Consider the following 12,393-nt stretch of genomic DNA (forward strand, 5'->3'; position numbering starts at 1 on the left):
TGCCCATGCCCCGTCCGCCTCGTCCCACCTCCCGCCGTCCCGCTCCCCGCCGCGTCGCCAAGGCTCCGCCGGAGCAGCCGCGGCTGATCCTGCTGAACAAGCCGTTCGACGTGCTGACGCAGTTCAGCGATGGCGAGGGCAGGGCGACGCTCAAGGACTACGTGCCGGTGCCCGGCGTCTATCCCGCCGGGCGCCTGGACCGCGACAGCGAGGGCCTGCTGCTGCTGACCAACGACGGCCGCCTGCAAGCGCGCATCGCCGACCCCAAGCACAAGCTGCCGAAGACCTATTGGGTGCAGGTGGAGGGCGAGCCGGACGAGGCGCAGTTGCAGCGCCTGCGCGAAGGCGTGCAGCTCAACGATGGCCCGACGTTGCCGGCCGAGGCGTGGCGCATCGACGAGCCGCAATTGTGGGAGCGGGTGCCGCCGGTGCGTTTCCGCAAGTCGGTGCCCACTGCCTGGCTGGAACTGGTGATCCGCGAGGGACGCAACCGCCAGGTGCGGCGTATGACGGCGGCCGTCGGCCTGCCGACCCTGCGCCTGGTGCGGGTGCGCATCGGCCCCTGGAGCCTGGACGGGCTGCAGCCGGGGGAGTGGCGCGAGGCGCAGCCCTAGGGCCGGATCAGAAACCGCCTTCCAGGCCGGCGACCACGAAGGATTTGACCAGGAAGCCGAAGACGCCGAGGCCGAGGGCGAAGAACAGCACCATGGTGCCCATGCGTCCGGCCTTGGACTTCTTGGCCAGGTCCCAGACGATGAAGGCCATGAACAGGACCAGGGCGCTGACCAGCCCGTACATCATCCAGTCTTCGAAACTCTCGTTCATTGCTGCTCCTGCCCGGCGCGGGCGCTTGAGTGGGGGCCGGAAGGTCCGGCGGTCGCGAGGACGGGCGGCATTATAAGGGCTTGGTCGTCGGTTGATCAGCGCCGTGCAGAAAGTGAGCAGAATTTCCCGCGCGGGGCCGGCAGCGGCCGAAGAAGTCCCGCCGCAGCGGCCCTGGCGGGAAATAGTCGAGCGCCGGGCGGCGCTGGCAGGACGCGGGGTGCGCGCATTTGTCGCAGCGGACCTCCTTCGTAGGAGCGAGCCGTGCCCGCCTGGACGGTAGGAGCAACTGTCTTGCCGGCTGCGCCAAGGCGCGCCTCAACGGATGGGGTGAGCCTTGGCGAAACCCATGCGGTCGTGGTGATGGGTATCGCTTCGCTCAACGCCATCCTACGGGTCTTGTGTTTGCCGGAGGTATCGGCGCGGATCGCGGATGAGATCCGCTACGCGGCCCCAGCCGCGCCGGTCCCCTGTAGGAGCGGGCCCTGCCCGCGATTCGCGCGCAGGGCGCGCTCCTACATTTGCCGGGTCAGCTGCGCAGGTGCTCCAGCGGCAGTTCGGTGCTGGCCATGATGTTGCGCAGCACGAAGCTCGACCGCACGCTGGTCACGCCTTCGATGCGCGTCAGGGTGCCGAGCAGGAAGTGCTGGTAGTGCTCCATGTCCGGCACCATCACCTTCAGCTGGTAGTCCGCATCCATCCCGGTGACCAGGCTGCACTCCAGCACCTCCGGGCACTGGGCGATGATCGACTGGAAGTGCTCGAAGCGCTCCGGGGTGTGCCTGTCCATGCCGATCAGGACGAAGGCGGTGAGGCTCAGGCCGAGCTTCTTGCTGTCCAGCAGGGCGACCTGGCGCAGGATGTAGCCGTCGTCTTCCAGTTGCTTGACGCGCCGCGAGCAGGGCGAGGGCGACAGGCCGATGCGTTCGGCCAGCTCCTGGTTGGAGATGCGCGCATCGCGCTGCAATTCGGCGAGGATTCGCAGGTCGTAGCGGTCCAGTTTGTTCATTGTGGCCTCGAAAATTTATCGACTTGCATGTTTTTATACATTCTTGGTGATTTATTGCGCAATTGGTAGTTCGATGCGCAATCTTCGCAATCCGCTGCCGCTTCGCTCCCCGTAACATGGCTCCAGAAATCACGGCCCGGACCCATACGTCCACGGCGATCCGCCCAATCAGGCGCATCGCGGCCTGTCGACCCGATCGGGTCGCCCAGGCCACCGGGCTACGCACCGCCCAGAAGGTGGAGCGAGGTGAGCCGGCGCCAGAAGCGACGAGCCAGGACGAATTCCCCGAGGGGAGGTCACCGACCTCCCTTTTTTCTTGCCTGCGATTTGCCCGCCGACCTTTACCTTGACTTTACCCTGGCCCCGGGGATGCGCGGTCTGCGCGGTTGTCTATCTGTCATGCAAACGAGTGAGATCGGCCGGCAGGCCGCTGCGAGGCATTCATGAAGTCGGGCATCTGGCGTCTGGCATCCGTTGGGTTGCTGTCACTGGCCATCGCTGGCCAGGCCTTCGCCGAAGGGCAGGGGCCCGGGCAGGGCGGCCATGGCGGACAGGGTGGGCATGGTGGCGGAAATGGGGGCGGCCAGTGGCAGGGCCGTCCGCAGGGCAACCAGGGCAACCAATGGCAGGGGCGTCCGCAGGGCAACCAAGGCAACCAATGGCAAGGCCGGCCGCAGGGCAACCAGGGCGGCCAGTGGCAGGGCCGGCCGCAAGGCAACCAGGGCGGCCAGTGGCAAGGCCGGCCGCAAGGCAGCCAGGGCAACCAATGGCAAGGCCGACCGCAGGGCAACCAGGGCGGTCAATGGCAAGGCCGGCCCCAGGGCAACCAGGCCAGCCAGGGACAAGGCCGACCCCAGAACGACTGGAACGGCCAATCGCCGGGCCGCCCCGCCACCGGTCATGACGACCGCGGCCCCGACCACCGTCCCGGGAACTGGACCACCCAGTGGTCCAGCCCCAACCAGGGTGGCGGCAATGGCCACGGCCCCGGCCGGCCTTCCGGCGGAGGCGGTTCCTGGCAGGGCCGGCCGCCGCCCGCGCCCGGCAATGCCTGGCATGGCCGCCCGGGCGGCAACTGGGGGCCGCATCCGTCGAACTGGCGGCCGGGCTATGTGGTGGACCGCGTGCCCTCGGGCTATTACCGGGTGCCCTGGCGCGGCAGCGACTATTTCTTCAACGACGGCTACTGGTACCGCCCCCATGGCGTGCGCTACGTGGTGGTGGCGCCGCCCTACGGCGTGCGGGTGCGCTACCTGCCGTCCTACGCCGAGCAACTGTGGTTCGGCAGCATGCTGTACTTCCTCGCTGCCGGCACCTACTACCTGTTCGACAATTCCTCGCAGACCTACGAAGTGGTGCCACCTCCGCCGCAGGTGGCGCAGGCCCCGCTGCCGACGGGCAATCCCTACGACGTGATCGCCTACCCGATGTACGGACAGAGCCCGCAGCAGCAGGCCCAGGACCGTTACGAGTGCCACACCTGGGCGGTCGGGCAGAGCGGCTTCGACCCGGCCATGGCCGGCTACGCGCCGTCGCAGCAGGCCGTGGATACCTACCGCGGCGCGCTGGGCAGTTGCCTGCAGGGGCGCGGCTACAGCATCAACTGATGGTTTCCCGGCCCACCACTTCCAGCGGGTCGGCGTGCACCAGCACCTCGGCCCGGGGGAACTCGGCGCGGATCGCCAGCACGGCCTGGTCGCACAGGGTGTGGGCCTGGGACAGGCGCATGTCGCCGGGCAGCTCCAGGTGCAGCTGGACGAACCAGCGATCGCCGGAAATCCGCGTGCGCAGGTCGTGGGCGCCGACCACTCCGGGCACCTGGCGCACCAGTTCGAGCATGCGCTCGCTGACGTCCGCCGGCAGTTCCTCGTCCATCAGCACCGCCACTGACTCGCGGGCGATGCGCACGGCGCTCCAGAGAATGTAGGCGGCGATGCCCAGGCCGAAGACCGCATCCATCCGCGGGAAGCCGTAGTGCGCCAGCAACAGGGCAACCAGGATGCTGCCGTTGAGCAGCAGGTCGGAGCGGTAGTGCAGCGAGTCGGCCTGCACCGCCAGCGAACCGGTGTGCTTGATGACGTAGCGCTGCACGCCCAGCAGCGCGGCGGTCAGCGCCAGCGACAACAGCATCACCAGGATGCCCCAGCCGGTGGCGCCCAGCGGTTCGGGGTGCTGCAGGCGGTCCAGCGCCTGGGATCCGATGAGCACCGCGCTGACCGAGATGAACAGCGCCTGGCCCATGCCCGACAGCGACTCCGCCTTGCCGTGGCCGTAGCGGTGGTCGTCGTCCGCCGGGCGTAGCGAATAGCGCACCGCCAGCAGGTTGAGCAGCGAGGCGGCGCCGTCGAGCAGGGAGTCGGTCAGGCCGGCCAGCAGGCTCACCGAGCCGCTGTGCCACCAGGCCAGGGCCTTGGCCACCACCAGGGTGACGGCCACCGCCAGCGAGGCGCTGGTGGCCAGGTGCAGCAGGCGGGCGCGTCGGTTGTCCAAGTTCAGCGGGTGTCCTGGCGCAGTGGCAGGAAGTAGATGTAGTCGAGCAGCGGCGCCGGCTGGCCGAGGGCGGTGAGCGCGGCGCTCATCTGCCCACGGTGGTGGGTGCCGTGGTTGACCAGGTGCTGGACGATGTCGGCCAGGCTCTGGCGGTGGTCCTGGCCGGCCATGTTGCGGTATTCCAGCAGCTTGCCGAGGTCGCGCTCGTCCTGCCGGGCCAGCCACTGCTTCCAGCCCTGCACGCCTTCGCGGAGGAAGTCGGCCAGGGCGGCGCGGTCCGGCGCGGCCTCGCTGTCCAGGCGGGTGAACTGCCAGGGCCGGCCCTCGACGCGATCGAGCCAGATGCGGTCGCCCACCGCGAGGTGGTTGAGGGTGCCGTGCAGGCTGCCGAAGAACAGCCCGCGCGGTTCGCGGTAGGCGGCCTCGTCCAGGGGCGCGACGGCCTCGAGGATGCGTTCGTGGGCCCACAGGTGGTAGTCGAGGAGTTTTTCCAGGTGGCGCCCCAGTGCCGCGTGCATGTCAGCCCTCCAGCTTGAGCCCCAGGCTGGCCAGCTGCTGCGGGTTGCCGACGCGCTGGATCAGGCGTGGGTCGTCCAGCGGCAGGGCCCGGCCGGTCTCGCGTTCGATGATTGCCTTGAGTTTAGTCCGGTCCACCTGGCCGTCGGCGCCGACCGCCTCGTGCAGTTTCTCGGGGGCGACGGAGTATTTCTCGTCCGGCAGGTAGATGGCTCCGGTGGCGAAGTCTACGCCGAAGGCGATCAGCCCCGGGATGATGTAGAACAACAGTCCGATGGCATCGAACACGGCGATGGCCGGGTCGATGCGGCCGTCGATCTGGCCGCGGCGGTCGGGGTAGAACAGGGTGCCGCAGGCGGCCAGCTGGCTCAGCAGGGCTGCGCTGAGAACCGCGCAGGAAACTCGGGTGGCAAGACGCATCTAGGACCTCCGGAATAGGCTTCGAGCAACTATATCAATGCGGCGCAGGGGCCTCTATCGTCGGCCGCTGCTCCTTGTTGCATAGGACTGCGGCGGGCCGGCCGTGGTTCGCCGTTATAATCGCCGGTTCGTTATTTCCGCGTGCTTAAGGGTGGATGAAATATAGCCATGAATGCCCTTCCCATCGATGCCATTCTGCCATCCCTGCGCCAGGCCCTGGGCGAGCGCGACGAGGCCGTGCTGGAGGCGCCGCCCGGCGCCGGCAAGACCACCCGGGTGCCGCTGGCGCTGCTCGACGAGCCCTGGCTGGCCGGGCAGGGCATCCTCATGCTCGAACCGCGCCGCCTGGCCGCCCGCGCCGCGGCCGAGCGCCTGGCCGCGGAGCTGGGGGAGAAGGTCGGCGACACGGTCGGCTACCGCATCCGCCTGGACAGCAGGGTAGGGCCGAAGACGCGCATCGAGGTGGTCACCGAGGGCATCCTCACCCGCCGCCTGCAGGACGACCCAGCGCTGGAAGGCGTGGGCCTGGTGATCTTCGACGAATTCCACGAGCGCAGCCTGGACGCCGACCTGGCCCTGGCGCTGACCTTGAACGGCCGCGAACTGCTGCGCGATACGCCGCTGAAGGTGCTGGTGATGTCCGCCACCCTGGAGGGCGAGCGGCTGTCCGCCTTGCTCGACGAGGCGCCGGTGGTGCGCAGCGAGGGGCGCATGTTCCCGGTGGAGCTGCGCTGGGGACGGCCCTGGCAGGCTGGCGAATTCGTCGAGCCGCGGGTGGTGCAGACGGTGCTCCAGGCCCTGGCCGACGAGCCCGGCAGCCTGCTGGTGTTCCTCCCGGGGCAGGCGGAGATTCGCCGCGTCGCCGAGCAACTGGGCGAGGCCCTGGCCGGGCGCGACGAGGTGCTGCTGTGCCCATTGCACGGCGAGCTGGAACTGTCCGCCCAGCGCGCCGCCATCGAGCCGGCGCCGCCCGGCAAGCGCAAGGTAGTGCTGGCCACCAACATCGCCGAGACCAGCCTGACCATCGACGGCGTGCGCGTGGTGGTCGACGCCGGGCTGGCGCGGGTGCCGCGCTTCGACCCGGGCAGCGGCATGACCCGCCTGGAGACCCAGCGCATCTCCCGCGCCTCGGCCACCCAGCGCGCCGGCCGCGCCGGGCGCCTGGAGCCGGGCGTGTGCTACCGCCTGTGGTCCGAGGCGCAGCACGAGCAACTGCCGGCCTACGGAACGGCGGAAATCCTCCAGGCCGACCTCGCCGGCCTGGCCCTGCAACTGGGCCGCTGGGGCGTGGCGCCGGAGGAACTGGCCTGGCTCGACGTGCCGCCGGCCGCGGCCTACGCCCAGGCCCGCGAGCTGCTCGCGCGTCTCGGCGCACTGAACGACAGCGGCGCGCTGAACGCCCACGGTCAGGCCATGGCCGAACTGCCGGCGCACCCGCGCATCGCCCACCTGCTGCTGCGCGGCCAGGCGCTGGGCCTGGGCAGCCTGGCCTGTGATGTCGCCGCCTTGCTGGGCGAGCGCGACATCCTGCGCGGCGCCGGCGCCGACCTGCACGAACGCACGGCGCTGCTCGCCGGTGAGTCGGCCGGCAACCGCGCCAGTCGCGGCGCAGTGCAACGGGCCAAGCAACTGGCCCGGCAGTTCCGCGGCTACCTGCGCGGCAAGCCGAGCGAAGCGGTGGCCGACACCGACCACCCGCGCTGGCTGGGCGCGCTGCTGGCCTTCGCCTATCCCGACCGCGTGGCCCGCCAGCGTCGCGAGGGCGGCGGCGAATACCGCCTGGCCAACGGCCGCGCCGCGCAGTTCGGCGAGCCGGACGCCTTGATGAAGGAACCCTGGCTGGTGGTCGCCGACCTCGGCAGCCGCCAGGGCCAGCGCGAAGAACGCATCTACCTGGCCGCCGCCCTGGACGCGGCGCTGTTCGATACTGTGCTGGCCGAGCAGGTGAAGGTGCATGACGAACTGGACTGGGACGAGCGCGAAGGCGTGCTGCGCGCCGAACGCCAGCGCAAGGTCGGCGAACTGGTGCTCAGCCGCGAGGCGCTGCCCGGCCTCGACGCCGAAGCCCGCAGCCGCGCGCTGCTCGGCCTGGTGCGGCGCAAGGGCCTGGAACTGCTGCCCTGGACCCCGGAACTGCGCCAGTGGCAGGCGCGGGTGAACCTGCTGCGCCGTCTCGACCTGGAAGACAAGGGCGAAAGCGAGTGGCCGGACGTCGGCGACGCGGCCCTGCTGGCCTCGCTGGAGGACTGGCTGCTGCCGTACCTGGGCAAGGTCTCGCGCCTGGCCCACTTCGCCAACCTGGAGCTGCCCGGCATCCTCCACGGCCTGCTGCCCTGGCCGCTGCCGCAGCGCCTGGACGAGCTGGCGCCGCGCACCCTGCAGGTGCCGTCCGGCTCGAACATCCGCCTGGACTACAGCGAATTCCCGCCGGTATTGGCGGTACGCCTGCAGGAACTGTTCGGCCTGGCCGACACCCCGCGCATCGCCGGCGGCCGCCTGGCGGTGAAACTGCACCTGCTGTCACCGGCGCAGCGCCCGGTGCAGGTGACCCAGGACCTGGCCAACTTCTGGCGCAGCACCTACGCCGAAGTGAAGAAGGACCTCAAGGGCCGCTACCCCAAGCACTATTGGCCGGACGATCCGCTGATCGCCGAACCCACCGCCCGGGCCAAGCCGCGCAAATGAATGTGAGTCGGAATTAAAATGCCGATTTATAGGGGGCGGAAGGGATGAACCGGAATTTTATTGCCGAAAAAGGCTGATGGGGCCTGCTATGAGGAACATCACCACCGAGGAGCGCCAGCGGCTGATCGACGACATTCTGCGGGCGAATGTGCAGGGGCGGGAGTCGCTCGGTGTTTCCATTCGCCGGTTGCGCGTCGAGGTCACCGGGCTCGACCAGGACACCTTCGCCGCCATGTGCAGGATATCGACGAAGGCGCTCTACCAGCTCGAGAGCGACAAGGGAAACCCCACCATCGGGACGCTCAATGGCATCCTCAACAAATTCGGCATGCGGATGACGCTGGGTGCGATCGTGGCTGATGCGGTACTCCCGGCGCGGCCCGCCAAGGCCGAGGGCCGGTTCCTTCCACGCGGCACCAGCCCCGCCATGGCAAAGCGCCGGGCGGCGGCAGGAGCCACTGGGAAACCCAGGGCCTGAAACACCGCCGATGGCAAGCCCCGCGAGCGGCTTTTCGGCCGATTCCGAGGCGCTGCGGGCGCAGCGCCGCGGGGGCCGCCTCGTCTACAATAGGCACAAACCATCCTGAGTCCCCCCATGTCCGAAACCGACAGCCGTGCGCTGCAAGACCTGCCGCTGGAGCAGCTGATCGCCTGCCATGAATGCGACCTGCTGATGCGCCGCGAGCCGGTCCCCACGGGCAACCGCTCGGTCTGCCCGCGCTGCGGCTACGAGCTGGAAATCCACCGGCCGCACATGGTGCGCCGCGCCATGGCGCTGGTGCTCACCGCGCTTTTCCTCTACATCCCGGCCAACTTCCTGCCGATCATGAAGATCGACATCCTCGGCCAGGTCGGTATCGACACCGTCTGGGGCGGGGTGCTTGGCCTGTACGCTTCGGGCATGCACGGAGTGGCCGTGCTGGTGTTCCTGTGCAGCATGGTGATTCCCCTGGCCAAGCTGCTGTGCCAGCTGTTCGTCCTCTGCAGCCTGCGCTTCGACGTGGCGCGCGCGCAGGCCATGCAACTGCTGCGCTGGTACCAGCACCTGCGCGAGTGGGGCATGCTGGAGGTCTACCTGATGGGCATCCTGGTGGCCATCGTCAAACTGATCGACATGGCCGAGCTGCACATCGGCGTGGGCCTGGCCTGCTTCATCGGCCTGCTGCTCAGCCAGATATGGCTGGAGGTGACCATGTCGCGCCACCAGGTGTGGGAATCGCTGGCCGGGGAGTTCGACGATGAGGGCCATTGACGCCGGCATCCTGACCTGCGGCGAATGCCACCAGCTCAACCGCGCCACCGACGAGGAGCCGCAGCACTGTTCGCGCTGTGGCTCGGTGCTGCATGCGCGGCGGCCGAACAGCCTCACCCGCACCTGGGCGCTGCTGATCACCGCGGCCATCCTCTATATCCCGGCGAACCTGCTGCCGATCATGACCGTCAACTTCCTCGGCAGCGGCACCCCGGCGACCATCATGGAAGGGGTGGTGGAGCTGATCCACGCGGACATGATCCCGGTGGCCGCGGTGGTGTTCGTCGCCAGCATCCTGGTGCCGACCTTCAAGCTGGTCGGCATCGCCCTGCTGCTTTATTCGGTGCAGCGCCACCAGCCGATGTCGGCGCGGCAACGCATCCTGATGTACCGCTTCATCGAGTGGATAGGTCGTTGGTCGATGCTCGATATCTTCGTCATCGCCATCCTCGTGACCCTGGTGAACTTCGGCAACCTGGCCAGCATCGAGGCGAACCTCGGTGCAGCCGCCTTCGCCACTGTGGTGGTGCTGACCATGCTGGCGGCAGTGACTTTCGATCCCAGGCTGATCTGGGATAACACGGACGCGGAAAACGACGATGAGTGAACTCCCCACCCCGAAACTGCGCAAGACCACCAACTGGTCGGCGATCTGGATCCTGCCGCTGATCGCCCTGGCCATCGGCGCCTGGCTGGCCTGGCGCGCCTACGACCAGGCCGGGGTGACCATCAACATCCAGTTCGAGAGCGGCGACGGCATCCAGCCGAACAAGACCGAGGTGATCTTCAAGGGCATCGCCGTGGGCAAGGTCGTCGATCTGCACGTGAACAAGCCTACCCTGGGCGTCACCGCGGTGGTCGAGATGCGCAAGGAAAGCATCGAGTACCTGAGCAAGCGCACGCGCTTCTGGCTGGTCAAGCCGCGCGTGTCCCTGGCCGGGGTGACCGGGCTGGAGACCCTGGTGTCGGGCAACTACATCGCCGTCGACCCGGTGAAGGGCGAGCTCAACCACGACTTCGTCGCGCTCAAGGAGCCGCCGCCGCTGTCCGACAGCCTGCCCGGCCTGCACCTGATGCTCAAGGCCGAGCGCCTGGGTTCGCTGGAGCAGGGCAGCCCCATCTACTACCGGCAGATCCAGGTCGGCCAGGTGAAGAGCTACCAGCTGGCCGACGACCAGAAGACCATCGAGGTGAAGATCCACATCGAGCCGGCCTACGCCAACCTGGTGCGCAAGCACACGCGCTTCTGGAACGCCAGCGGCATCACCCTGTCCGGCAGCCTCAGCGGCCTGAAGCTGCGCACCGAGTCGCTGGCCAGTATCGCCGCCGGCGGCATCGCCTTCGCCACCCCGGACAGCTACCCGGACAGCCCGCCCACCGACCCGACCAAGCCCTTCCGCCTCTACGAGGACTACGACGCCGCCCAGGCGGGCCTGGCGGTGCGCCTGAAGGTGGACGACGTCAGCGGCCTTTCCGCCGGCAGCACCCCGGTGATGTACAACGGCGTGCAGGTGGGCACGGTGAAGGCCATCGACATGAACAAGGACTTCAACGGCGCCACCGCCACCCTGTCCATGGACCCGCGCACCGAGGAGTTCCTCAACGCCAAGAGCGAGTTCTGGCTGGTCAAGCCGAGCATCTCGCTGGCCGGCATCACCGGGCTGGAGGCGCTGGTGAAGGGCAACTACATCGCCGTGCGCTTCTCCAAGGAGGGCGAGCCCACCCGTGAGTTCACCGTGCGCCCGAAGGCACCGCCGCTGAACCTCGACGCGCCCGGCCTGCACCTGGTGCTGACCAGCGACCGCCTGGGCTCGCTGGAGGTGGGCACGCCCATCCTCTACCGGCAGATGAAGGTCGGCACCGTGCAGAGCTACCAGCTGTCCCGCGATCGCCAACGGGTGGTGGTGGGCGTGCACATCGAGCCCGAATACGCGGCCCTGGTGAACACCTCGACGCGCTTCTGGAACGTCAGCGGCGTGACATTGAGCGGCGACCTCAACGGCATCAAGTTCAAGAGCGAATCGCTGCAGACGCTGATCAGCGGCGGCATCGCCTTCGACACTCCCGACCCCAAGGCCGCGCCCATCACCAAGGTGCGCCGCTTCGCCCTCTACGACAGCGAGGACAGCGCCCACGCCAAGGGCCAACTGATCGAGCTGCGCGCCGACTCGGCCGACGGCCTGCGCGAGGGCACGGTGATCCGCTACCGCGGCCTGGAAGTGGGCCGCGTGGAACAGGTGGACCTCAGCCGCGACCTCGGCGGCGTGGTGCTCAAGGCGCGCCTGATCAAGGCCCAGGACAGCATCGCCCGCCAGGGCAGCCGCTTCTGGGTGGTCTCGGCGCAGTTGGGCCTGGGCGGCGCGGAGAACCTCGGCACCCTGGTCAGCGGCCCGTATATCGAAGTGCTGCCGGCGGCCAAGCCGGGCCCGGCGCAGAACAGTTTCAACCTGCTGGCGCAGCAGCCCAACCGCCTGCTCGACGCCGACGGCCTGCGCCTGACCTTGAGCGCCGCCCGCCGCGGCTCGCTGAAGCCGGGCGTGCCGGTGACCTACCGCGAGGTGCAGGTGGGCAAGGTGACCTCCTTCGAACTGGGCGAGCAGGGCGACCGGGTGCTGATCCACATCCTCATCGAGCCGCGCTACGCGCCCCTGGTGCGCACCGGCAGCCGCTTCTGGAACACCAGCGGGGTGGGTGTGGATGCCGGGCTGTTCAAGGGGGTGAAGGTGCGTACCGAGTCCTTCGAGACCATCCTCGCCGGCGGCGTGGCCTTCGCTACGCCGGACAATGCGCAGATGGGCGCCGCGGCACGGCCGGGGCAGACCTTTGCATTGTTCGACGAATACCAGGATGAGTGGCTGCAGTGGGCGCCGAAGATTCCGTTGGGGAAGGCGGTGGGCGAGTAGGGCGTATAACCGTTCGCGGTTATACGCCGCTTATCCGAGACCAAGCGCCCCGCCGGGAGACCGGCGGGGCGTTTTTGCTTGGGATGTGCGGGGCTTTTGATTTTCGTAGGAGCGAGCTTGCTCGCGAACAACAGGCGGCTTGGTGTTTGGCTCAAAGAGCACCCTCTCCCCAGCCCTCTCCCTGAAGGGAGAGGGGGCTTGTCCGTGCCGAGAGAAGTGATGGTTTCAGCCGGTAGCTTTCGGTGTTGCCGGCTGACTCAGGAGCACCAGCGTCTGCCCAATGGTCCCCTCTCCCT

At 68.6% G+C, this 12,393-nt stretch carries 12 protein-coding genes; 7 read left to right on the top strand and 5 right to left on the bottom strand.

The genetic code is table 11. The annotated features are described in order from the left end of the window. Window positions 1–5 precede the first annotated feature (5 nt). Entirely contained in the window at window positions 6–614 is a 609-nt protein-coding gene (locus FG99_RS28215; protein WP_043273513.1) for a pseudouridine synthase, read from the top strand. A gap of 7 nt (window positions 615–621) precedes the next feature. Here FG99_RS28215 and FG99_RS28220 read toward each other — a convergent pair whose 3' ends face one another. Continuing rightward, window positions 622–825 carry a DUF2788 domain-containing protein gene (locus FG99_RS28220; protein ID WP_009617380.1) on the bottom strand — a complete coding sequence of 68 codons (204 nt, stop codon included), beginning with the start codon at window positions 823–825 and terminating at the stop codon, window positions 622–624. Between the two features lie 526 nt (window positions 826–1,351). Further along, entirely contained in the window at window positions 1,352–1,831 is a 480-nt protein-coding gene (locus tag FG99_RS28225) for an Lrp/AsnC family transcriptional regulator (RefSeq protein WP_009617381.1), read from the bottom strand. Between the two features lie 443 nt (window positions 1,832–2,274). On the opposite strand from FG99_RS28225, the gene FG99_RS28230 reads away from it, so the two are divergent. Continuing rightward, complete coding sequence (locus FG99_RS28230) at window positions 2,275–3,438, top strand: DUF6515 family protein (protein WP_043273515.1); 1,164 nt, start codon at window positions 2,275–2,277, stop codon at window positions 3,436–3,438. Here FG99_RS28230 and FG99_RS28235 read toward each other — a convergent pair. From FG99_RS28235 to FG99_RS28245, 3 genes are read right to left on the bottom strand one after another with little or no spacing between them, the layout of a single operon-like run. Continuing rightward, window positions 3,431–4,321, bottom strand: a complete 891-nt coding sequence (locus FG99_RS28235; RefSeq protein ID WP_371263888.1) for a cation diffusion facilitator family transporter — start codon at window positions 4,319–4,321, stop codon at window positions 3,431–3,433. The genes FG99_RS28230 and FG99_RS28235 overlap by 8 nt on opposite strands. A gap of 2 nt (window positions 4,322–4,323) precedes the next feature. After that, window positions 4,324–4,839, bottom strand: a complete 516-nt coding sequence (locus FG99_RS28240; protein ID WP_051879333.1) for a DinB family protein — start codon at window positions 4,837–4,839, stop codon at window positions 4,324–4,326. A gap of 1 nt (window position 4,840) precedes the next feature. Beyond that, on the bottom strand, window positions 4,841–5,257 hold the full coding sequence (locus FG99_RS28245) for a hypothetical protein (protein WP_009617385.1): 417 nt from the start codon (window positions 5,255–5,257) through the stop codon (window positions 4,841–4,843). A 168-nt stretch (window positions 5,258–5,425) separates the two neighbouring features. Here FG99_RS28245 and hrpB point away from each other — a divergent pair, with 168 nt between their 5' ends. From hrpB to FG99_RS28270, 5 genes are all read left to right on the top strand, one after another. Then, window positions 5,426–7,942: an ATP-dependent helicase HrpB gene (gene hrpB / locus FG99_RS28250; protein ID WP_043273516.1), complete on the top strand. Its 2,517-nt coding sequence runs from the start codon at window positions 5,426–5,428 to the stop codon at window positions 7,940–7,942. A gap of 88 nt (window positions 7,943–8,030) precedes the next feature. After that, window positions 8,031–8,420: a helix-turn-helix domain-containing protein gene (locus FG99_RS30915; RefSeq protein ID WP_051879367.1), complete on the top strand. Its 390-nt coding sequence runs from the start codon at window positions 8,031–8,033 to the stop codon at window positions 8,418–8,420. A gap of 117 nt (window positions 8,421–8,537) precedes the next feature. Next, on the top strand, window positions 8,538–9,194 hold the full coding sequence (locus FG99_RS28260) for a paraquat-inducible protein A (protein ID WP_043273518.1): 657 nt from the start codon (window positions 8,538–8,540) through the stop codon (window positions 9,192–9,194). Then, window positions 9,181–9,801 carry a paraquat-inducible protein A gene (locus FG99_RS28265; RefSeq protein WP_009617390.1) on the top strand — a complete coding sequence of 207 codons (621 nt, stop codon included), beginning with the start codon at window positions 9,181–9,183 and terminating at the stop codon, window positions 9,799–9,801. Before FG99_RS28260 ends, FG99_RS28265 begins: the two co-directional genes overlap by 14 nt. Further along, the gene (locus FG99_RS28270; RefSeq protein WP_043273519.1) at window positions 9,794–12,097 is read left to right on the top strand and encodes a PqiB family protein; all 2,304 of its coding nucleotides are present in this window, start codon (window positions 9,794–9,796) and stop codon (window positions 12,095–12,097) included. Before FG99_RS28265 ends, FG99_RS28270 begins: the two co-directional genes overlap by 8 nt. Window positions 12,098–12,393: the final 296 nt, after the last annotated feature.

Origin of the sequence: Pseudomonas sp. AAC (genome assembly GCF_000725445.1) — a bacterium.
In the GTDB taxonomy this organism is placed as follows: Bacteria; Pseudomonadota; Gammaproteobacteria; order Pseudomonadales; family Pseudomonadaceae; genus Pseudomonas; species Pseudomonas citronellolis.

Excerpts from the sequence above, each read along its gene's own strand:
- FG99_RS28215 (WP_043273513.1), top strand. The coding sequence starts at position 6 with ATGCCCCGTCCGCCTCGTCCCACCTCCCGCCGTCCCGCTCCCCGCCGC.
- FG99_RS28220 (WP_009617380.1), bottom strand. The coding sequence starts at position 825 with ATGAACGAGAGTTTCGAAGACTGGATGATGTACGGGCTGGTCAGCGCC.
- FG99_RS28225 (WP_009617381.1), bottom strand. The coding sequence starts at position 1,831 with ATGAACAAACTGGACCGCTACGACCTGCGAATCCTCGCCGAATTGCAG.
- FG99_RS28230 (WP_043273515.1), top strand. The coding sequence starts at position 2,275 with ATGAAGTCGGGCATCTGGCGTCTGGCATCCGTTGGGTTGCTGTCACTG.
- FG99_RS28240 (WP_051879333.1), bottom strand. The coding sequence starts at position 4,839 with ATGCACGCGGCACTGGGGCGCCACCTGGAAAAACTCCTCGACTACCAC.
- FG99_RS28245 (WP_009617385.1), bottom strand. The coding sequence starts at position 5,257 with ATGCGTCTTGCCACCCGAGTTTCCTGCGCGGTTCTCAGCGCAGCCCTG.
- hrpB (WP_043273516.1), top strand. The coding sequence starts at position 5,426 with ATGAATGCCCTTCCCATCGATGCCATTCTGCCATCCCTGCGCCAGGCC.
- FG99_RS30915 (WP_051879367.1), top strand. The coding sequence starts at position 8,031 with ATGAGGAACATCACCACCGAGGAGCGCCAGCGGCTGATCGACGACATT.
- FG99_RS28260 (WP_043273518.1), top strand. The coding sequence starts at position 8,538 with ATGTCCGAAACCGACAGCCGTGCGCTGCAAGACCTGCCGCTGGAGCAG.
- FG99_RS28265 (WP_009617390.1), top strand. The coding sequence starts at position 9,181 with ATGAGGGCCATTGACGCCGGCATCCTGACCTGCGGCGAATGCCACCAG.
- FG99_RS28270 (WP_043273519.1), top strand. The coding sequence starts at position 9,794 with ATGAGTGAACTCCCCACCCCGAAACTGCGCAAGACCACCAACTGGTCG.